Annotated in this window: 20 protein-coding genes and 2 tRNA genes; 10 read left to right on the forward strand and 12 right to left on the reverse strand. The window is 38.3% G+C overall.

Translation table 11 applies throughout. From position 1 onward, the window contains the following. The 4 genes from ACK1JC_RS15065 to tpiA all read right to left on the reverse strand — a co-directional run bounded on the left by ACK1JC_RS15065 (position 1) and on the right by tpiA (position 1,407). Positions 1–77: transfer RNA gene (locus ACK1JC_RS15065), tRNA-Met, on the reverse strand. Between the two features lie 44 nt (positions 78–121). Then, positions 122–206: transfer RNA gene (locus ACK1JC_RS15070), tRNA-Leu, on the reverse strand. Positions 207–268: 62 nt separating this feature from the next. Then, positions 269–601, reverse strand: a complete 333-nt coding sequence (gene secG, locus ACK1JC_RS15075) for a preprotein translocase subunit SecG (protein ID WP_409512690.1) — start codon at positions 599–601, stop codon at positions 269–271. A gap of 14 nt (positions 602–615) precedes the next feature. Beyond that, positions 616–1,407, reverse strand: a complete 792-nt coding sequence (tpiA, locus tag ACK1JC_RS15080) for a triose-phosphate isomerase (RefSeq protein WP_409512691.1) — start codon at positions 1,405–1,407, stop codon at positions 616–618. 267 nt (positions 1,408–1,674) lie between these two features. On the opposite strand from tpiA, the gene pilB reads away from it, so the two are divergent. The 4 genes from pilB to coaE are packed head-to-tail and all read left to right on the forward strand — an operon-like array spanning position 1,675 to position 6,164. After that, positions 1,675–3,393, forward strand: coding sequence for a type IV-A pilus assembly ATPase PilB (pilB, locus tag ACK1JC_RS15085; protein ID WP_409512692.1), 1,719 nt, complete (start codon positions 1,675–1,677; stop codon positions 3,391–3,393). Positions 3,394–3,420: 27 nt separating this feature from the next. Next, positions 3,421–4,650: a type II secretion system F family protein gene (locus tag ACK1JC_RS15090; RefSeq protein WP_409512693.1), complete on the forward strand. Its 1,230-nt coding sequence runs from the start codon at positions 3,421–3,423 to the stop codon at positions 4,648–4,650. 10 nt (positions 4,651–4,660) lie between these two features. After that, positions 4,661–5,518: a prepilin peptidase gene (locus ACK1JC_RS15095; protein ID WP_409512694.1), complete on the forward strand. Its 858-nt coding sequence runs from the start codon at positions 4,661–4,663 to the stop codon at positions 5,516–5,518. Between the two features lie 43 nt (positions 5,519–5,561). Beyond that, positions 5,562–6,164, forward strand: coding sequence for a dephospho-CoA kinase (gene coaE / locus ACK1JC_RS15100; RefSeq protein WP_409512695.1), 603 nt, complete (start codon positions 5,562–5,564; stop codon positions 6,162–6,164). Positions 6,165–6,180: 16 nt separating this feature from the next. Here coaE and ACK1JC_RS15105 read toward each other — a convergent pair whose 3' ends face one another. The 4 genes from ACK1JC_RS15105 to ACK1JC_RS15120 all read right to left on the reverse strand — a co-directional run bounded on the left by ACK1JC_RS15105 (position 6,181) and on the right by ACK1JC_RS15120 (position 9,842). After that, positions 6,181–7,098, reverse strand: a complete 918-nt coding sequence (locus ACK1JC_RS15105) for a DMT family transporter (protein ID WP_409512696.1) — start codon at positions 7,096–7,098, stop codon at positions 6,181–6,183. Between the two features lie 91 nt (positions 7,099–7,189). Beyond that, complete coding sequence (rlmB, locus tag ACK1JC_RS15110) at positions 7,190–7,939, reverse strand: 23S rRNA (guanosine(2251)-2'-O)-methyltransferase RlmB (RefSeq protein WP_409512697.1); 750 nt, start codon at positions 7,937–7,939, stop codon at positions 7,190–7,192. A gap of 182 nt (positions 7,940–8,121) precedes the next feature. Continuing rightward, on the reverse strand, positions 8,122–8,445 hold the full coding sequence (locus tag ACK1JC_RS15115) for a pyrimidine/purine nucleoside phosphorylase (protein WP_409512698.1): 324 nt from the start codon (positions 8,443–8,445) through the stop codon (positions 8,122–8,124). A 71-nt stretch (positions 8,446–8,516) separates the two neighbouring features. Next, positions 8,517–9,842, reverse strand: coding sequence for a tetratricopeptide repeat protein (locus tag ACK1JC_RS15120; protein WP_409512699.1), 1,326 nt, complete (start codon positions 9,840–9,842; stop codon positions 8,517–8,519). 115 nt (positions 9,843–9,957) lie between these two features. Here ACK1JC_RS15120 and recN point away from each other — a divergent pair, with 115 nt between their 5' ends. The 3 genes from recN (at position 9,958) to ruvX (ending at position 12,748) form a co-directional block, all read left to right on the forward strand. After that, positions 9,958–11,631, forward strand: a complete 1,674-nt coding sequence (gene recN, locus ACK1JC_RS15125) for a DNA repair protein RecN (protein ID WP_409512700.1) — start codon at positions 9,958–9,960, stop codon at positions 11,629–11,631. 126 nt (positions 11,632–11,757) lie between these two features. Next, the gene (locus tag ACK1JC_RS15130) at positions 11,758–12,312 is read left to right on the forward strand and encodes a YqgE/AlgH family protein (RefSeq protein WP_409512701.1); all 555 of its coding nucleotides are present in this window, start codon (positions 11,758–11,760) and stop codon (positions 12,310–12,312) included. Further along, positions 12,305–12,748 carry a Holliday junction resolvase RuvX gene (gene ruvX, locus ACK1JC_RS15135; RefSeq protein ID WP_409512702.1) on the forward strand — a complete coding sequence of 148 codons (444 nt, stop codon included), beginning with the start codon at positions 12,305–12,307 and terminating at the stop codon, positions 12,746–12,748. Before ACK1JC_RS15130 ends, ruvX begins: the two co-directional genes overlap by 8 nt. Positions 12,749–12,821: 73 nt before the next feature. Here ruvX and ACK1JC_RS15140 read toward each other — a convergent pair whose 3' ends face one another. The 3 genes from ACK1JC_RS15140 to ACK1JC_RS15150 are packed head-to-tail and all read right to left on the reverse strand — an operon-like array spanning position 12,822 to position 16,161. Beyond that, the gene (locus tag ACK1JC_RS15140) at positions 12,822–13,835 is read right to left on the reverse strand and encodes an HlyD family secretion protein (RefSeq protein WP_409512703.1); all 1,014 of its coding nucleotides are present in this window, start codon (positions 13,833–13,835) and stop codon (positions 12,822–12,824) included. A 36-nt stretch (positions 13,836–13,871) separates the two neighbouring features. Beyond that, a complete protein-coding gene (locus tag ACK1JC_RS15145; protein ID WP_409512704.1) occupies positions 13,872–14,078 on the reverse strand; it encodes a DUF1656 domain-containing protein in 207 nt (68 codons plus the stop codon). Then, positions 14,071–16,161 (reverse strand): FUSC family protein, encoded by a 2,091-nt coding sequence (locus tag ACK1JC_RS15150; protein ID WP_409512705.1) that lies wholly within the window; start codon positions 16,159–16,161, stop codon positions 14,071–14,073. The genes ACK1JC_RS15145 and ACK1JC_RS15150 overlap by 8 nt, the downstream gene beginning before the upstream one ends. A 543-nt stretch (positions 16,162–16,704) precedes the next feature. On the opposite strand from ACK1JC_RS15150, the gene ACK1JC_RS15155 reads away from it, so the two are divergent. Both ACK1JC_RS15155 and ACK1JC_RS15160 read left to right on the forward strand, forming a co-directional pair. Beyond that, complete coding sequence (locus ACK1JC_RS15155; protein WP_409512706.1) at positions 16,705–17,517, forward strand: IclR family transcriptional regulator; 813 nt, start codon at positions 16,705–16,707, stop codon at positions 17,515–17,517. 311 nt (positions 17,518–17,828) lie between these two features. Next, a complete protein-coding gene (locus ACK1JC_RS15160) occupies positions 17,829–18,527 on the forward strand; it encodes an NAD(P)H-dependent oxidoreductase (RefSeq protein WP_409512707.1) in 699 nt (232 codons plus the stop codon). A gap of 11 nt (positions 18,528–18,538) precedes the next feature. Here the strand turns inward: ACK1JC_RS15160 and ACK1JC_RS15165 are convergent, their stop codons facing one another. Continuing rightward, positions 18,539–19,159, reverse strand: a complete 621-nt coding sequence (locus ACK1JC_RS15165) for an alpha-ketoglutarate-dependent dioxygenase AlkB family protein (RefSeq protein WP_409512708.1) — start codon at positions 19,157–19,159, stop codon at positions 18,539–18,541. 144 nt (positions 19,160–19,303) lie between these two features. Here ACK1JC_RS15165 and ACK1JC_RS15170 point away from each other — a divergent pair, with 144 nt between their 5' ends. Next, entirely contained in the window at positions 19,304–21,106 is a 1,803-nt protein-coding gene (locus ACK1JC_RS15170) for an ABC transporter ATP-binding protein (RefSeq protein WP_409512709.1), read from the forward strand. Positions 21,107–21,159: the final 53 nt, after the last annotated feature.

Consider the following 21,159-nt stretch of genomic DNA (forward strand, 5'->3'; position numbering starts at 1 on the left):
TGGTAGCGGGAGCTGGATTTGAACCAACGACCTTCGGGTTATGAGCCCGACGAGCTACCAGACTGCTCCATCCCGCAACAATGTGTTTTTTAGCTGTAACACCAACAATCTGGTTCATTGTTGGTGCGGAAGGGGGGACTTGAACCCCCACGCCCGAAAGCACTACCACCTCAAGGTAGCGTGTCTACCAATTCCACCACCACCGCAGCTGTGTCGCATTCTAGTAGCTTGCACATCAAATTGAAAGGTTTAATTTCAACAATTGACCTTATTTTGGTGCGGTTGGCGAAGTTTCACTCGAATTCTGCGATGCAGGAAGCGTCGTTTGTTCTGTCGTTGGTACTGTTTTCAAGCCAAAAGCTTCTGTGGTTTGTTGTTTTGCAAATACAGCAAGCGTTAAACTCGTGATAAAAAATAATGCAGTCAAAATACCTGTTAAACGGGTTAAAAAGTTTGCTGAGCCCGATGCACCAAAAACAGTTGCAGCACCACCGCCACCAAAAGATGCCCCAGCTTCTGCGCCCTTACCGTGCTGTACAAGAATAAGTACAATCATCAATACTGCGAGAATAATATGTACAATAAGCACAAAACTATGCATGCTGAATTCCTCTATTATTTTGTTTTGGCAAATGCCTGAGCTATTTTATAAAAAGAGGCAGCATCTAGAGATGCACCACCCACTAAAGCACCGTTGATATCTGGACATGCAGCCAACTCTTCAGCATTTTCCGGCTTAACACTACCACCGTATAAAATAGCTAAATCTTTACCTGCTGGCGTAATTTGCAATAAACCTTCTCGAATGTGAGCATGCATGGCTTGTGCATCTGCAGGACTTGCTGTTTTACCTGTACCAATTGCCCAAATAGGCTCATATGCAATAATAATATTCTGCCACTGATCGCCATTTACAATAGCCGCAACATCACAGATTTGTTGTAACACAACTTGTTCTGCCTGCCCTGCTTCTCTTTGTGCGAGTGTTTCACCAACACAATAAATCACAGTTAAACCTGCAACTAAAGCATTTTTCATTTTTTCAATTAAAATGGCAGGACTGTCACCAAAAATTTCTCGACGTTCAGAGTGACCAATCAATACAAATTCTATACCACTGTCTTTCAAAAGCTCAGCACTGACTTCGCCTGTATAAGCCCCCGTACCTGCAATACGAGATACATCTTGTGCCACAGTCACTATAGGCGTTACTGCATCTGCTAGTTGTGTTTGTACAGTAGATAAAGTTAAAGTCGTAGGTGCAACACCAATATGACAATCTTGGACTGAAATCGCTTCTTGTTGCAATAATTGTTTGAATTGCTGAACAAGTTGTTGAGTGTTAGCCTGCATTGGGTTCATTTTCCAATTGCCTACAACCCAAGGAATAATCGTCGAACCCGACATACATCTAACCCTTTTATCGAAATGCCCATATTCTACACGCAATTTTGAAATTTAATGAATATTTTCGTGCCTGACTGTTTTTTTTCACCAAAATACCTATACACTCATATTTTCCATCGGTTCAATGTTCTGATTTAAAAAGATGAGCAGTTCAAATTTTGCTTAAAATAACCAATGAATATATAAGTTTAACTATAGATATTTTTTCTAGGAATCGTATAATTTTCCTATTCAAATTATAAAATGAATGAATGAAGGTGTTTGGGGATGTCTTTACAGCAAAGTTCACCACGTTTTTCCGGTTATATTCGTCGCCTTGTCGATGAAGGTCTAGTCACAGCTCAGCAAATGCAGGACGCTGTCGAAAAGGCAAAAAAAAATAAAGTCAGTGTTATTACCTATCTAGTCGAAAGTCTCAATATTAAACCATTGATCATTGCCGAAATGATCTCTACAGAATTTGGCGAACCTCTATTTGACCTTGATGCATTTGATTCAGATCAATTTCCAAAAGACATTGTTGATAACAGTCTATTTACTAAACATCGGGTTCTTCCCTTAGTTCAACGTGGCAACATTTTATATGTAGCAACGACTGATCCAACCAATATGGAAGCTCTGGACGCAATTCGCTTTAATAGTAAGCTTAATGTTGAACCAATTATTGTCGAGCATGACAAACTTAATAAAATTCTAGACAAGTACTTTACCCACGAAGAAAGTTTCGATTTTGGTGATGATGACTTTGATGTCGATGTCATGGCAGGTGATGATCTTGCTCAAAATAATGATGATGATGACGAACCCTCATCTGAAGAAGAAGCACCGATTGTTAAATATGTAAATAAACTCCTTGTTGATGCAATTCGCATGGGTGCATCTGATTTACATTTTGAGCCCTATGAAAAATCTTATCGGGTACGCTATCGTGTTGATGGTGTTTTACGTCAGATCACTAATCCCCCACTACAACTTGCCAATCGACTCGCATCACGCTTAAAAGTCATGTCACAAATGGATATTTCTGAAAAGCGTATCCCACAAGACGGTCGTATCAAGTTAAAACTTTCTAAAACTAAAGCTATCGACTTTCGTGTCAATGCTCTGCCTACGCTATTTGGTGAAAAACTTGTACTGCGTATTTTGGATCCATCGAGTGCAATGCTTGGTATTGATGCATTAGGCTATGAAGAAGCTCAAAAAGCTTTATTTATGGAAGCATTAGACAAGCCCCAAGGTATGTTATTGATTACAGGTCCAACGGGTTCAGGTAAAACCGTTTCGCTCTATACTGGTCTAAATATCCTTAACACCGAAAGTTCAAATATTTCTACTGCCGAAGATCCTGTCGAAATTAACTTAGAAGGGATTAACCAAGTCAACGTTAACCCCAAAGTAGGTTTAACCTTCTCTGTGGCATTAAAGTCTTTTTTACGTCAAGATCCTGACATCATCATGGTCGGGGAGATTCGAGATTTAGAAACGGCTGAAATTGCGATTAAAGCTGCACAAACAGGTCATATGGTGATGTCTACACTACATACCAACAGTGCACCTGAAACACTAACACGTTTACGCAATATGGGCGTACCATCATTCAATATTGCAACCTCGGTCAATTTGGTAATTGCACAACGACTCGCACGCCGTTTATGCAATCATTGCAAGGCCACTGTAGATGTTCCAAAACAGAGCCTATTAGAAATGGGTTTTACTGAGCAAGATCTTGCTGATCCCGATTTTAAGATCTACCAACCTATAGGTTGTAATGAGTGTCGAGAAGGCTATAAAGGTCGTGTCGGTATTTATGAGGTAATGAAAGTTACCCCTGAAATCTCAAAACTAATTATGGAAGATGGTAACGCCTTACAAATTTCTGAAGTTTCAGCAAAACAAGGATTTAACAATTTACGCCGTTCAGGTTTGATAAAAGTCATTAATGGGTTAACTTCATTACAAGAAATTAACCGCGTAACCAGTGAATAAAGATAATACAAAATAAAGGACAAGATTATGGCAGTCAAAAAAGCTGAAATGATGCCTACTTTTGCTTATGACGGGGTTGATCGCAAGGGGATCAAAATCAAAGGGGAACTGCCAGCACGTAATATGGCGTTGGCAAAAGTAACCTTACGTAAACAAGGGATCAATATCAACAATATTCGAGAGAAACGTAAAAATCCTCTCGAAGGCTTGATGAAGAAAAAAGTCACCACCCTAGATATCACTATTTTCACCCGACAGTTAGCGACGATGATGAAAGCAGGTGTACCTTTGGTTCAAAGCTTTGAGATTGTCGCTGAAGGTCTAGATAACCCTTCTATGCGGGAAGTTGTTCTCGGGATTAAAAGTGAGGTAGAAGGAGGGAATACTTTTGCTGGTGCCCTCAAAAAATACCCGCAATATTTCGATAAGCTCTTTTGTTCATTGGTTGAGTCAGGTGAACAATCAGGTGCTCTTGAAACCATGCTTGATCGTGTTGCAATTTATAAAGAGAAAAGTGAGCTTTTAAAGCAAAAGATCAAAAAAGCCATGAAGTACCCAATAACAGTCATTATTGTTGCATTAATTGTAACGATTATCCTCATGGTTAAAGTTGTTCCAGTATTCCAAGGCTTATTCGGTTCATTTGGTGCAGAGCTTCCTGCTTTTACCCAAATGGTTGTTAATATGTCCAATTGGACACAAAAATATTGGTTTGTTTTACTCCTTGGTATTGGTGTTGCCATCACGGCATTTATGGAAACAAAAAAGCGTAGTAAAAAGTTCCGTGATGCTTTAGATCGAATGGCACTCAAACTACCTATCTTTGGTGATCTCGTCTATAAATCAATTATTGCGCGATTTAGTCGAACGCTTTCAACAACATTTGCAGCCGGTGTTCCTCTCATTGATGCATTAGAATCAACAGCAGGTGCAACCAACAATGTAGTCTTTGAAACCGCTGTGTTAAAAATTAAAGAAGATGTTGCAACAGGGCAACAATTACAATTTGCCATGCGTATGACCAATCTATTTCCATCTATGGCTATTCAAATGGTTGCGATTGGCGAAGAGTCTGGCTCACTTGATGCCATGCTCGATAAAGTCGCAACACATTTTGAAAATGAAGTTGATAATGCAGTGGATGGTTTAACATCAATGATGGAACCTCTTATTATGGCAATCTTAGGTGTACTTGTTGGTGGCCTAGTCATCGCCATGTATCTCCCAATTTTCCAAATGGGTTCAGTCGTAGGATAAATAAATTACTATGCAATTTTTAGAGTTATTGCAAAACAATGCGACTGCCTGTTATTTAACAGTCGCATTTTTAAGTTTATGCATCGGTAGTTTTTTAAATGTTGTCATTTTCAGAACACCAAAAATGATGGAGCAAGAATGGCATACTGAATGTCAAATGCTACTCCATCCTGAACAACCGATTATTGATCATGAAAAGCTCACACTGAGTAAACCTGCATCAACATGTCCAAAGTGCCAAACGAAAATTCGTTGGTATCAAAATATCCCTGTAATCAGTTGGCTGGTATTACGTGGGAAATGTGGAACTTGTCAAAACCCAATTAGTTTCCGTTATCCATTTATTGAACTACTCACGATGCTGTGTTCTTTAACAGTCGTTGCTGTTTTTGGTCCAACACTACAAATGGTTGCAGGTCTTATTTTAACCTGGGTACTCATTGCACTCACCTTTATCGATTTTGATACCCAACTTTTGCCTGATCGTTTCACGTTAACCTTAGCGGCTCTCGGTTTGGCCATTAATAGCTTTGGCTTATTTACTACGCCTGTCTCATCTATTTGGGGCTATGTGATTGGCTTTCTCTGTTTATGGATCGTGTACTACCTGTTTAAAATCGTGACAGGCAAAGAAGGCATGGGCTATGGAGATTTTAAACTCCTTGCCGCACTCGGTGCTTGGATGGGACCATTACAGCTCCCTTTAATTATTTTGCTCTCATCTTTAGTCGGTTCAATTATTGGTATTATTTTACTTAAAGTCCGTAAAGAGAATCAGCCTTTTGCATTTGGTCCTTATATTGCCATTGCGGGTTGGATTGCCTTTTTATGGGGTGAACAAATTATGAAAGTTTATTTAGGCGGTTAAAACATCCTATTTACCTCTTCAAATTCAACAATGGTGATATAAAATGACTTTTATTCTTGGCTTAACGGGCGGCATTGGTAGTGGTAAATCTGCTGCTAGCCAATGGTTTGAAGGTCAAGGAATCGCTGTTGTGGATGCTGATATTGTCGCTCGTGAAGTGGTTGAGAAAGGGCAACCTACCCTATTGCAAATTCAGCAGTGTTTTGGTGATTGGGTGTTGCAGCCTGACGGTACACTCGATCGCCAAGCACTAAGAGATCATATTTTTAAAGAGCCGAATGCTCGTAAACAACTTGAGCAGATTACCCATCCTGCAATTCGTAAATCTATTATTCAACAACTTCACAACGCGACTAGCCCTTATGTAATATTAGTATCGCCGTTATTATTTGAAACCAATCAACATGAATTGACTCAACATACTCTTCTGATTGATGCCTCAGAAGAATTACAAATTGCTCGCGCGTCATCTCGTGATCGTCAAAATATAGATCAAATCCAAAAGATTATTGCCGCACAAATGCCTCGTATTCAGAAACAAAAAATGGCAAATGATATTGTACTGAATGACGGTGAGCTTGATCATTTATATGAAAAGCTTAAACCCTTGCATCTGCAATATTTAGCACGTAGCGAAACTTCTTAAATTCAAACAAAGATATTTAATCTTGCTTTTGCTGTTCTAAACTTGCTTGTAAACTATCTTTACGCCCAAACCAACGCCATGGTTGTAATGCACCAATACCCATACCGATTAAACCGCAAATCATCGCTAAGCTCAATGACTCACCCAAAAGTGGCACGGCGATAATCGCTGCAATAAATGGTGCAAGCGTGACAATACTACCTGTTTGAAATGCACCTAGACGCTTAATAGCTTCAATATATGCCAAAGTCGCAATCATCACGACAAAAATGCCATGAAAAACGGTTTGCATAGCTAAATGAGCGAATGTTGCATCGGCCAAATGTTTCGGTAAAAAGAGTAAATAGACTGGAATGTAAACAATTGCAGACCAAATCGCGACACCTGTCATCGCATGCCATGCAGAGAGCTTCCACTGTTTTAACAATACCGTAAAAATCCCCCACCACACCGCACTTAAAAAAAACAATAAATCGCCGAAGCCGAATGCTACACCAGTTTCTCGATACATTAATAAACTCATACCTGAAATCGCACAGAGCATAATGCTCAGGCTAATCCATGTATGTTTATCGAAAGGCTCTTTAAATAGAAGATATGCAGCAATAGCCGTCGTTAATGGGATACAACCATTGAGGAAAATAGCCGCATGTGCTGCGGGAACATAATGAAAAGCACTATAGGAAGTGAGGCAATACACCACACCACCGAGCATCGCAAGAATAAACGGTTCTTTTTTGAATAAGAATGTAGTGTCTTTTTTATAGATAAGAATAGGCGTTAAAATGCAAAATGCTAAGCCAAAACGTAGTGCTGTAATATCCCAAGCACTGATATGCCATATTGCATTTAATCTTGATGTAATCGTGAATCCCCCCCAAATACACATTGTAATTGCCACATAAACATAGCCCATGTTGCGGGAGGTCATCATGATCTTTCTCGGTGTAAATATTTAAAAATATAAGACAAGAATAAAATCTGTGATAGACCTTATTCTTAATTGTTGCAATAAAATGTAGTGATTAGCCCTGACGCTGACGACATGCTTCATACAAAGCCATGCCTGTTGCCACGCTGACATTCAAGCTTTGTAAATCACCCTGCATTGGAATAAACACCGTCTGGTCGCATTGTGACTGAGTAATCGGACGTAAACCGGTATCTTCCGCACCCATCACGATACATACAGGCGTACCTGTAAAATCAAATTTTTGGATCGCTAATGCCTTTTCATCAAGCATGGTACCAACCACACGAACATTATAATTTTCTTTCATATTGGCAAGTGTACGTGCCAAATTAGTCACTTGAATAAATTTCACTTTTTCAGCACCACCTGCTGCGACTTTACGTGCAGTCGGGGTTAATGTAGCAGCACGGTCACGCGGTACAATCACAGCCTCAACACCCATCGCAGCAGCAGTACGTACACATGCACCCAAGTTATGCGGATCAGTAATATGATCCAATGCAAGCAATAAAGGCTGATGAGAAGATTCTAATAATTGATCTAAATCTTTTTCATTCAAAATTGGATGTGGACGTACGGCTGCCACAACTCCCTGATGATACGGCTGACCTGCCAATTTTTCTAAACTGTCACGGCTTGCCTGTTGCACGCTAATCCCAAAAGGCTCAGCAAGCTCAAGCACACGCTTTAAACGCTGATCATCACGACCTTTTAATGCAAATAAAGTCAGAACACGTTCAGGTTCAAGCTCCAATAATGACTCCACTGAATGAACGCCATAATAATATTCGGGTTTAGCCATGAACGACCTCTGGTATCTATTGATAAATGATATATGGGGAGAGAAAAGAAAAATCCTGCAAAGCCAACTTTACAGGATTTTAAGAATGACTTAGTTTAAACCATTTCGGCTTAAAAATCTTCGTTCAATTGATGCGCTCACATTCAATTTAAATGCACAGATCAAATGTAAAAAATGATTGATTAGCCTTCAAGATGACAGACGTAATCTAAAACTTCATCTGTTTCGATTTTGAATTTGCTATTACCAGGTACATAGAAAGACTGACCTGCGCGAAACAATTCTTGTTCTTCGCTGTCTGCAATACGTACACGACATTCACCAGAAATAATTTCCATACGTTCTGGCACATGCGTTTCAAATGTCAACGCTTGTTCAGTCGGTAGAATTACCCCCAATGTTTTTTTGGTTCCATCTGCAAATTGCACCGTATGGCTGATGCATGAGCCACCAAAATAAACATTCGATTTTTTTATTACTGATACATGATCAAATTGTGACGACATGCGTATTCTCCAAATAATGCGCATTTATATAAGTTTTGTATGAGCTAGTTTAATGACCTCAGTCTAACTAATCAATCTGCGTTTTCAATTGCACTAACACGAATACTCCATTCTCCTGTAGTAATTCTAAATGCATAAGTCCTTGGAATGTCGACTATAATAGTACGTGCAGCTGAAACCTTACTGATATAACGACAAACAGGCTGTGAATTTTCATCGACCAAAGTCCAATACACCTGTTCTACATCGGCAATATTCACGGCAGTTTCAAACTGTGCCGAACCTTCATTCATACCAATATGAAATTGGCTGAGTTCTTCATAATCTTTCTTTTGTTCATGTAAAGGGAAAGCTATACCATGCGGATCAAAACCTTGACTGTCATGGTTCATGATACTTTGTGCCACTGTTGGCCAAATACAATAACGTAAATAATGCTGATCCATAACACGATTCGATAAATAGCGTCCTGTTTCCACGTAATCACGAATATGTTGTTCAATATTGGTCAATACACCAGTACAGCCACCCCACATACCTGCCAAAATTAATTCTGTATGACTATAGAAGTCATGCATCAGATGGAACCATTTATCGCTTTTAAGCCATTCATCGACAGCCGCACGTTCACGCCATGACACCAATGAATCGGCATCTCGGATTAAAAAACGTTTCACTGTCGGATCATCTATCACAAAGAAACGCCAAAATAACCCAGATAACTCACGCTGTTTGCCATTTACCTGAATGACTTCTGCACCTTTTTCTTCAAGGCGACGCTGTACATTAACAGGCACAGAATCATCCACGTAGAAACGGCATGTCCACTCAGGATAAATTTCATTGGCTAAATCGACATTAATCAGTGAAGTTTCGCAGTAACGTGCCAAATTGCCAAACAATGAAAATGCAATGATATTGGCTTTCTTGTTCTTCGAATCAAACTTCGGTGGTGTGGAAGAAACTTGACCGATAATTGGCTCATCCACCACCATATCTTTTTTACTTTGAATTGCCAATGCACCATAGTATTTCAGATCTTCGGGCTGCTTGAGAAAATGACAAACCTCAGTCATACCATCATAAACATTGGTATCGACCACTTTTCCACTCAATTGAATGGCTTTTTTATAATGTGAAAATGCTTTCGTGTATTGCTCTAGTCGAAGTTCAGTATATGCTAAGTCCATTAAAATACCTGCATGTTCAGGAACAAGCTTATAGGCAGGTAAAATAAACTGATAAGCTGCTGCATAGTTTTCTTGAGCCAGTGCAACATGAAATTGTTTTGAAGCTGCGTTTAATTGTTGGTTGATTTTCGCGACATTTTTAGGTGACACTATTTTCTTTTGCTGAATTTTTTTTGGGGCAATAGGCAATGGTAATTTCATTTTCATTATAAATTTACGTTAGAATTATAAATATTGACTCATATTAGAATATTTAACGTCTTGTGACAAAAACAAAACTTCACTATCTTAGAACCACATTGTTCGCAGCTTGGATGCATTTATGCTGACACACTTAAATCTCATCAATTTTGCTTTAGCAGATCGTTTAGCCATGGACATTGATCAAGGATTCAATGTACTCACAGGTGAAACAGGGGCAGGTAAATCTTTATTGCTCGATGCCCTTTCAGCATGCTTAGGTGAACGAACAGATACCAACCATGTTCGCTTTGGTGCAGAGAAAGCTGATGTCACGGCAAGTTTTAGTTATCGGGACAATAGCGCTGAGGCTGAATGGCTGAAAAGTCATGAACTCGATGATGAATCAGGCGAGATTCATTTACGTCGGGTGATTTTTGCGACAGGACGCAGTAAAGCATGGGTCAATGGTCGTCCGAGCAGCTTATCTGAACTCAAAGAAATTGGACGTTTATTGGTTCAAATGTATAGCCAACACAGCCAACAACAACTATTAGAGCCTCCTTATCCAAAGCATTGGTTAGATCGTTATAGTAATTTTGCACAACCTGCACAGGAAGTTCGTGACGCCTACAATCAATGGCAAAAAAACATTCGCATTCACCAAGCAGCCATTGATGCACAAGCCAATCGTTTGCAACGTATTGCAACTTTAGAATTACAACTTGAGGAACTCGAAGAGTTGGTACAAGTTGACTATAAAGACATTGAGCAAGAATTTGATCGCCTGAGCCATCATGAACACATTATGCAAGACTGTAGTTATGGACTCAATGCATTGGATGAATCTGAGCAGAATATTGCACAAGAAGTTTCATCCATCATCCGCCGTTTAGAATCCCATGCAGGACGCAGTGAGCAACTTGCTGAAATTCATACGTCTTTACTCAATGCACAAAGTGAAATTGATGATGCCGCTGCAAATTTACGTCAATTTATTGATCGCCAAAGTTTTGATCCTGAGCGCATGGAAGAGCTAAATACTCAGCTTGAAATTTTCCACCGCTTAGCACGTAAATATCGTACACAACCTGAAGCGTTAAAAGAACAATTTACAGCATGGCAACAAGAGCTTGAACAATTACATACACTTGAAGATCCTGAAACTTTGGCAGAGCAAATCGCCATTTCAGAACAGCATTATCAACAGAGCGCGCAGCATTTAGATGATATTCGCCGTGCTGCGGCTAAGCCTTTGGCAAAAAAACTCACTGAGCAAGTCAAACAACTCGCCTTACCTGAAGCCTATTTTGAATTTAAATTTGAACCGCTTGATCAACCATCAGCAGAAGGCTTTAGCTTTATTCAACTACTGTTTACGGCAAATAAAGGTATTCCTGCACAGCCTTTAGGTCGTGTGGCATCAGGGGGAGAATTGTCACGTATTGCCTTAGTGATGCAAGTGATGAATGCCGAAAAAACAGAATCTGAAGTCTTAGTTTTTGATGAAATTGATGTCGGTATCAGTGGAGGCACGGCGGAAATTGTTGGACGATTATTGGCAGGGCTTGGACAACATGTCCAAATTTTGTGTATTACCCATCAAGCACAAGTTGCAGCACAATCAGATCAGCACTTATTGGTGAAAAAACGCCAAACCGACCCTGCGAGTAGTACGATTTTAAATCTTGAAGAAGATCAGCGTATTTTAGAACTTGCTCGTATGACAGGTGGCATTGAAATTAATGAAACTACGCTACAACATGCTAAACAATTACGTACACTAAAATTTAATTCAGTTATAACTCAATCATAAAAATATCAACTGAATCATAAAATAACTAGCTGAAATGGTATTACTCGAGTATGTTAAGAATGTACCTTCAGTCTATTTTTTGGCATTTTAAATTCATGACCTTGTAATCATTGGGAGAAACTATCGTTGAGTAAACAACATTTGATGCATCGTTGCCTCATTGCACCACCCGATTTAACAGATGATTTTTTTTCAAATACGATCATTTATTTAGTCCGCCACGATGAAGATGGTGCTCAGGGAATTATTCTCAATCGCCCATCTGGTTTAAATGTCAAAGAACTGCTCAATGATCTCGATATTGAAGCCGATCATGTCCGTCTGCAAGATGTGTTACAAGGCGGACCTTTACGTCCTGAAGCGGGCTTCGTTTTACATACAGGGCAACCGACATGGCTTTCTTCAATAGCAATTGGTGAAAATGTCTGTATTACCACCAGTAAAGATATTTTGGATGCCATCGCCCACAATGAAGGTGTTGGGCGTTACCAAATTGCTTTGGGATATGCAAGTTGGGCAAAGAACCAGCTTGAGAATGAAATTGCTCGTGGTGATTGGCTTATTTGTGACTCAGATATGGATTTAATTTTTAATTTGCCATATAGCGAGCGTTGGGATGCGGCTTATCGTAAAATAGGTATTGATCGTACTTGGTTATCATCTGAGATTGGACATGCCTGATTTAACACAACCACAGCTTATTATGGCTTTTGACTTTGGGACACAAAAAACAGGTATGGCGGTTGGCTCTTCTTTAATCACAAGTGCAAATCCATTGCCATTATTTCCAATGAAAGATGGCATCCCCAATTGGGATAATTTATTAAAAATCGTGAAACAACATCAACCAACTTTATTTTTAGTGGGACTGCCACTCAATATGGATGATAGCGAATCGGAACTTTCAGCGCGTGCACGTAAATTTGCCCGCCGTTTGCGCCATCAAACCAATATTGAAACCCTCATGGTTGATGAACGTTTAACCACGCGTGAAGCACGTGATGAACTCGATCATTATCAAGCACAAGGGCGTGGCAAAAACTTATCTGCCGATAGTCTTGCTGCTGCCTTATTTATTGAAAGTTGGTATCGCAATCCTGAAGGCTTAAAGCCTTAAATCTCAAAATAGAAATAAAAAACCCACCTCGCTCTATGAGCATTGGTGGGTTTTAATTTGATGAATGATAGAACTATTCTTTTTTATCACGTTCTAAAATATGTACCGTTGCAGTACGACCTGCAACAAAAGCCAAAGAATCATGTGGTACTTCATCTAAGACAATTTTGACAGGAACACGCTGTGCCAAACGTACCCAACTAAATGTTGGGTTAACATTGGCAAGTAGACCTGAAGATGTTGTACGTTCACGGTCTTCAATCCCCGATGCCATTCCTTGTACATGACCTTTATATTTTTGTGAATCTCCCATCAACTGAACTGTTGCTTGATCACCTAAATGGATTTTATTCAGTTTGGTTTCTTCAAAATAACCTACAACATACAATTGCTTACGATCAATAAGTGCTGCAACTGCATCACCGACTTTAACGTAATTACCTGAGCGTAAATCAAAGTTTGAAAGTGTACCATCTGAAGGCGCAACAACTTCTGCACGACTCATATTAAGCTCTGCCAAATGCACACTACTTGTTGCAGCTTCAATGAATGCCTTTTGTTGTTTAATATTGGCTTGGGCTTGTTCAACTGCGGCTTGTAATTGTTGATGCTCGGCATGCGATTGATCTCGTATGGCAAACATTTCATCTTGTTCTTGTTTTGAAATTGCGCCATCCATAAGGCTTGCATAACGATTGGCATTTTTTTCCGCAAGATGTGTATTGGCTACCGATTTCACCACATTGGCTTTAGCTTCAGCTAAACCCGCTTCTGCTGCGGCAAGTCCTGAATGCGCTTTTGCTAAATCAGATTTGGCTTGCTCGATATCTAAAGCTTGCCGTGCAAGATCAATTTTAAATAAGACCTGCCCTTTTTTCACTGTTTGATTATCTTGCACCATGACTTCTGTCACCAAACCTGCAATATCAGAAGAAACCTGAATCACATCGCCACGTACTCGACCATCACGCGTCCACGGTTCTGCATTGTAATAATCCCACACATGTTTAATACACAGTATGGCAATGACGACTACCACAAGAAAACCGAGTGGTCGTATTACTTTGCGTAGATCAAATGTTTTCATGTTTCAACCTATTCACTCATCAAATTCAAATACAATTTAAAAACCCGTCCAAATAAACAAGCGATGCATCAAAAAGAGTAAAATCAAATACACACACAAGTTAAAAATGGCAGGAAAAAGAATCCAATCTTTTTCCACTAAACGATTAATTCCCATTACTACAAAACGAAAAATAAGATAAGCCAAAATCGCTTGAACCAAAAAAATAGGAACATACACACCATAAACATTTAACTCACCCATATGATGCTCCTTCATGTGCAGTGTTCAATGCTAAATCTGTCGGTATATGACAAATACTATTTCGAATATTGTTGATTGAGATTTCAATGCGTTGCTGAATTTCTGTATCTTCTATAGATGCAATATTTTGTATCACTTGAGCAAATTGTTGATTCAGTTGTGCTTCAAAAGTGCGATTATTCGAGTCGCTTTCACGCTGCGCCAAACATTCATCAAGTACCTTTTGTAATTCAAGCAATGAAGCTTTTAATGCGGACTTAGGCGACAACTTATCAATGAGTTCTTGCAAGCGAGTGAAATCAACCATTGCACTCGCTTCAATCAAGGCATTATTAATTTCATCTTTCAAGACTTGCGACTGAACTTGTTTCGTATTGAGTACACCAATACGGTCAAGCACACCCCTTAAATGAATTCGAAAGCCTGTGCCATATGGCATGTGAATGGCTTGGCGCAATTCTTTATAGTGCAAGGCAAGCATCCGTTGTACAGTCATATCAGGTGACATTGAACGCACTACATGTACCATAAATACCGAGATAATTGGGCCAATAATGGTTGCAATGGTCATGTCAAAAAATGCGACCTGATCCATTGAATAACGATTTTGTAAATTTAAGCCCATAACAGTACTCATAATTAAAGGCAGCCCCAAACCATGTAAGGGCGGGTGTAAATACAGCATCAAACAAAATAAAATAAAGGGTGCCAATACCACCATCACTTCCCAAAAAGAAGTCAGATGGGGAAAGATGCCATAGGCATAAATAAAGACAAAAAATGAAGCGTAAATACTCGCACGAATAAACAATTTTAGTGCGGGTACAGGATCATCTAGAAATGTTAAAATACATGCGGTAATGGTTGCCATTTCTGCCAACATAAAACCAGATTTCCAACCACTCAAAATCCAAAAAGCACATGCCACAATGGTGGTTAAAAATGCCGATAAACCTCCACGTACAGCCACACCATAATCTCGATGCAAACTCGGATAGGCTGTCGTCAATGGTACGATCGATTCAGGTAAGCTATTATCTCCTGCCTGCATACGTTGCCAAATCAACTTCACAGCACGTATATTTTGAATAAAATGACGAATATCCATTTTTAAACTGCCCAAAATCACCCATTGTTCCGGCTTTGCCTGAGTCGTAATCTGCTGAAATTTTTGCTCAAAATGTTCAGGTAAATAAAGTAACTCATCTGCTTTGACTTCACTTTCATTTTGCAAAAAATCATTAATATGCTGATGAAAATCCTGAAAATATTGACGGTAATTGAGATCAATCTGATCGAGTTGCTTCATGCGTTCAGACATTGCTACCAAGTTGGCAACAAGCATGGTCATTTGATGGAGTAGTTCTTGTAAAGGTTTGGTCATCCCTTTAAATTTTGATTTTTCATAATCTAAATGCTCTGCCATAGTATGAATATCACTTGTGTCACGAGTGATATTTGCCAATAACTGCGTGTAATTATTTTGATGTTTTTCATCGGATAAAATTGCGTCAAAAACGTGTTGCGTATCTTGTATAGTTTTGGAAACACGCATTTGAATGACAGGACCAATATGCATAGGGAAAATAATGGCATTGACCACAGCACTACAAACAACACCAAGCGAAATTTCTAAAAACCGCCCTAAAGCCATATCAAATATAGAAACTGTTTCTATATAGTAAATTGAGTTAAAACAGATAATAACGGCAGTATAGCCTGCCAACATAACCACATAGCTTCGCGGTGAACGGTCAATTAAAGAAATATAAAGACAAACACCGACCCAGATGGCAAGTACTAAAACTAATAACCATGGCATATTGATCAAAGACGGCATGACAGCAACTGCAAAAATCGCACCGAATAATGTACCCAGTAAACGATAAATACTTTTTGAAGCAGCCATACCAGCATAAGGATTGGCAATCACAAATACTGTACCAATCGCCCAAATGGGATAACTCAGGTTTAACGCAAATGCAATATATAATGCGAGCATGCCCGCAATAAAAGTTTTGGTCGCAAAAATCCAATCCAATTTATTGGGTCTAAAAGCCAATAGTGGTTTGATTAAGGACATGGATGCGACTCGCTATAAATTGAATTTTATTGATTTTCTCTGTTGTAATTTAAAGCGGATATCCATCTGTTCAATTTCGATGAAAAGTAACACTTCATTTTACAATTTTCACTGTACACGTCACATTTTAATTTTTTCAACGACCAAAAAACTGCACCGTTTAATTTGTTAAACAGTGCAGTCAAAGAAAAAATATGTAAATAGAGGAACAAATATGTGCTTTGTTCAGATACAGCGGTCGAGTAGAGAGCGACTCGATTCATGTTGAAAACTTAATCTTTACTCAAAAGATAGTTTTCATCATTGGATATTAATATCGTTAATTCTTTCAAAAAAACAAATATTAGTCAATAGAAATATCGTATAATGATAATAATTCAATTAACAAACCAAGTTGTTCGATTTTTATCTTTAAAATCTCAAAGCGCTTTTGCATAAAAAATGTAGGTATAAATGCAAAAAGCACTCAACACGAACAAAAGTTTTTGTTATAACATAACAATTGATTTTATTTTTTGCATTCACCGATTTAGCAGGTTCGAAATGGCACTTTCAAGTTTTGGGAAAATTCTCACAGTTCTCGATTTATTTTCGGTCAATCGACCCGTAATTAATGTCGATGTAATTTGCGAAGAACTTAATCTTTCAAAACCAACAAGTTATCGCTATCTAAAAGAGCTTGTATCTGCCGATATTTTACAACGTTTAAGTGGTACATCGGGCGACTATACTTTGGGACCCAAAATTGCGGTGATGGACTATATCTCTCGTACCACAGATCCATTGGTTCAGATCAGTAAGCCCTTCATGCAAGAAATTTCTGAAAAAACAGAACTTTGCTGTTTACTCACACATTTAAATGATGATTATTGTATTGATATTCACCATGAAGTTTTCCGTGATGAAACCTTGTTATCTTATGGTCGTGGCTGTCCTCGCCCTGTTTTTATGGGATCTTCACCTAAAGTGATTATGGCGCATTTACCGAAACAAAAAATTCATGAATATTATCAACACTTCATCCATGAACTTGATGAAGTAGGTTTTGCTCATGATGAAGATACTTTCGTCACTAAAATGAAGAAAATCAAGAAACAAGGTTACTATTTATCACGTGGTGAGCTTGATCCAAATGTGTCAGGACTGTCTGTTCCAATTAAATTTTCAAGCAAAGAGGCACCTCTTTCTTTAACCGTATTGGCATCTAAAAATCGTTTTGAATTTATCAATACTGATAAGTTAATTGAAATTTTAAAAGATAGTGCGGCGCAAATTGAAAAACGTTATCAAGCATTATCTGAAAATCATCAACTGACTAATCACACAGCAAATATCGAAACCAAATCAAACGGTTAAGAACTTATACATTTATCATCTTCATAAAGCTTGTATTTACAAGTTTATTCTCATATTATGATTTTGTTCTTCAGTATTTATAAATCCCTGAATCCTATTTTATATTTAAAATAGAATGTCTCAGAGGTGAAAAGCTCATGCCATGGCATGAGCTTTTTTTATTTCTACGTGTAAAGAGCAACTGAAAAATGCACAAAAAAGAATAATGTTAAACTTTCGGCAAATGCCAAATGTATTATTTTATTGAATACTCGTGTTCTCATTCAAACAACAATAATCTGCCCTACTAACAAGGATTGATTGGAACCATTATGAATATTTTGATTGTACATACACATCCTGAACCACTTTCTTTTACAACTGCTTTAAAAGATCAAGCTGTTCGAGTATTAGAACAACAAGGACATCATGTTGAGGTTTCTGATTTATATGCCATGAATTTCAACCCTGTTGCATCACGAGAAGATTTCACGACCTTAAAAAATGAAGAATATTTAAATTATGCGTTAGAACAACGACATGCTTCTCAACAAAAACTCCTTTCAACTGATATTCAAAGCGAAATTGAAAAAGTTCAAAAAGCCGATTTACTGATTTTAAATTTTCCAATGTATTGGACTTCTATTCCTGCAATTTTAAAAGGTTGGATTGATCGTGTCTTTGTATCAGGCATTTTTTATGGTGGAAAACGCTTTTATAATCATGGTGGAATGGTAGGCAAAAAGGCCATGCTGAGTTTCACATTGGGTGGGCGTGATCATATGTTTGGTGAAAATGCGATTCATGGTTCACTTGAAAATTTATTGTTACCCATCCAACGTGGAACTTTGGCTTATGTCGGCTTTGAGGTTCTACCTCCATTTATTGCCTACCACGTACCTTATATTTCTCAAGAGGCTCGCCAACAAATGCTCCTCAATTATGCGAAACATCTTCAGAGTTTAGATCAGCTAGATGCTTTGGTTTTCCCGAAACTCGAACAATTTGATGAGCGACTTTATCCTCTTTAGGATTCAATACATTACTGATGAAAACATCTAAAGGTCAAATTGATGCGAGGTTCTAAAATTTTGGTCGACTTAGCAAGGGTATGTTTCCAGTACGTCTGAGTCTGCCCTCGCATCACAATCAATTGACCACTTTGTAATAACAAATCGACTTTTTCAGGTTTGGTCTTATGCTTAAAGCTGAATTTCCGTGTTGCACCAAAACTTAAGGATGCTACCACCGTTTCAAGCCCTCTTTCTGTGACCAAAGCAGGTTCATCATCACTGTGCCATCCCATGCCTTGCGTACCATTATCATATAAATTGGCAAGACAAGTATTAAACGAATGTCCGACCAATTGCTCAATATGCTGTTTTAATCGGAACAATCCTGCATTCCATGCATGTGCTTGTTTTGTCATACCTGAATAACGATATTGATAACTTTCATCACCATACCAAGCCACTTTACGTTCCGTTTGATGATGCTGCCCTAAAATAAAAACTTCATCATGCTGCCAAGCCAAATGCTGTAAAAAGTAATGAAGATATTTTTGACTTTGCTCATCATTCAAAATTAAACCATAATCTTTCACAATGCCATCGCAAGGCAATAAATTGTCATTTTGCTCAGGTGCAAACAGCTCGAGATTCATGTTTCACACCTCATATTCATCCGTTCATTTTTAAGGCTACCCGATACGTTCACAATTCAAAACATGACAATATTCAGAATAACTTGTGACAACAATCATTCAGGCATAGACTCAGAACAAGTACCACAATAAAAACAACTTTCTATGAACTTATGGCAACTTTTTCAAAAACTCCGCCCATTTGTCCGACCGTATCGCTGGTTGGTCATCATTACTTTAATCTTGACACTCATTGGTTCTCTTACGGCACAGGTCAATGCGCTCACGCTTAAATATGCAGTTGATAGCATTAATGCATTACTCTTAGATGGCAAAGGTTTAGCTGATGGTTGGCATATTCTGATCACCATTACTGCCGTACTTTTAGGTAAGGAAATTATCAATGCTATTGTGCAATTTGGACAAAAATCTTTTGGTGAAAAACTACGGATTTTAATTTCTCAAGATTTATCGCAAGGTATTATTGAAAAATTTATCACCTATAAATTGGCTTTTTTTGATCAAGAGAATAATCAAGCAGGAAAATTACAAACCCGTATAGACCGTGGGGTTAGCTCACTCACACGCCTTGTACAGATCTTTTTTATTGATATTTTACCACTATTTACCAGTGCTATTATTGCACTTGGACTGATGTATTACGCCAACCTTTGGGTTGGACTTGTTGCCACAATTATTGTACCAATTTATTTTTGGCTTACCTTTAAACAATCACAAAAAGTATCGGGTAAAAGACGGGCTTTACGTGATGATTTTGAGAAAAAAAGTCAGGGCATTATCAGTATTATTAACTCAATTACTGTGATTAAATCTTTTAATAAAGAATCAGTTGAATCAGCCAAACAACTTAACTTACAAAAATCACTGACTGATAATCAGATGCAAACCCGTCAAACCAATTATATTTTTGATGGTTTAAAAACCTTTATTGAGCAAGTAGGAGTTGTGTTCATTATCATTTTAACCGCTTATTTTGTACTGAATGGACAAATGAGTATCGGAATGATCATGTACCATGTTTTATTATTCAATAATGTTTCTGCACCTATTCGCTCACTGCATCGTATTTATGATGAAATTAATTCTGCGATGATTTATTCAGAAAGTTTTTTTAAAATTTTGGAATCCGATGATCAAATCGAAAAAAGTGGTACGCAAAAGCCACATATTCACGGGCAATTTGAATTAAGCAATGTCGACTTTAGCTATCCCAATGGCTATCAAGCATTGCATCGTATTAACATGACCATTCGACCCAATAAAATTACCGCTTTGGTCGGTTTATCGGGTGCGGGGAAATCGACACTGATTAGCCTGCTTGATAAGTTTTATGCACCTCAGAATGGTCAAATTAAAATTGATGGCATTGATTTAGAACAGGTTGACACTCACTATTTACGTGAAAATATTGGCTTGGTTTTACAAAAAAATCATATTTTTCCTGGTTCAATTTTTGAAAATATTCGTTATGGCAAAAGTACTGCAACGCCTGAAGAAGTCATGGAAGCTGCTAAAAAAGCCTCTATTCATGAACAAATTTTAAAGCTCCCACATGCTTATGAGGCTGATGCACTGTTACTTTCAGGTGGACAGCAACAACGTATTGCGCTTGCCCGTATGTTCCTGAAAAATCCTCCGATTATTTTCTTAGATGAACCGACCGCAAGCTTAGATGCAATTGCCGCTGAACAAATTAAAAATAGTTTGGATGAGATTAAACAAGGACGCACTGTGATTATGATTTCACATAGCCTGTCGCAAATCATTGATGCCGATTACACCTATGTGATGAAAGAAGGACAGATTGTAGAACACGGCGAACATCATGATTTATATCACCAAGATGGAACGTATAAAGAAATTTTTGATGCGATGGCGAAGAGTTTAAATATCGAAAAAATTGCCAAAACTTTTGATGATGATGGCGAAGAAGAAACACATAGTTAGTCTTCAAAAAATTTATTTCCCTATAAAAAAGCTCCGATGAACGGAGCTTTTTT

Source organism: Acinetobacter sp. TY2 (genome assembly GCF_046269225.1).
GTDB lineage: Bacteria > Pseudomonadota > Gammaproteobacteria > Pseudomonadales > Moraxellaceae > Acinetobacter.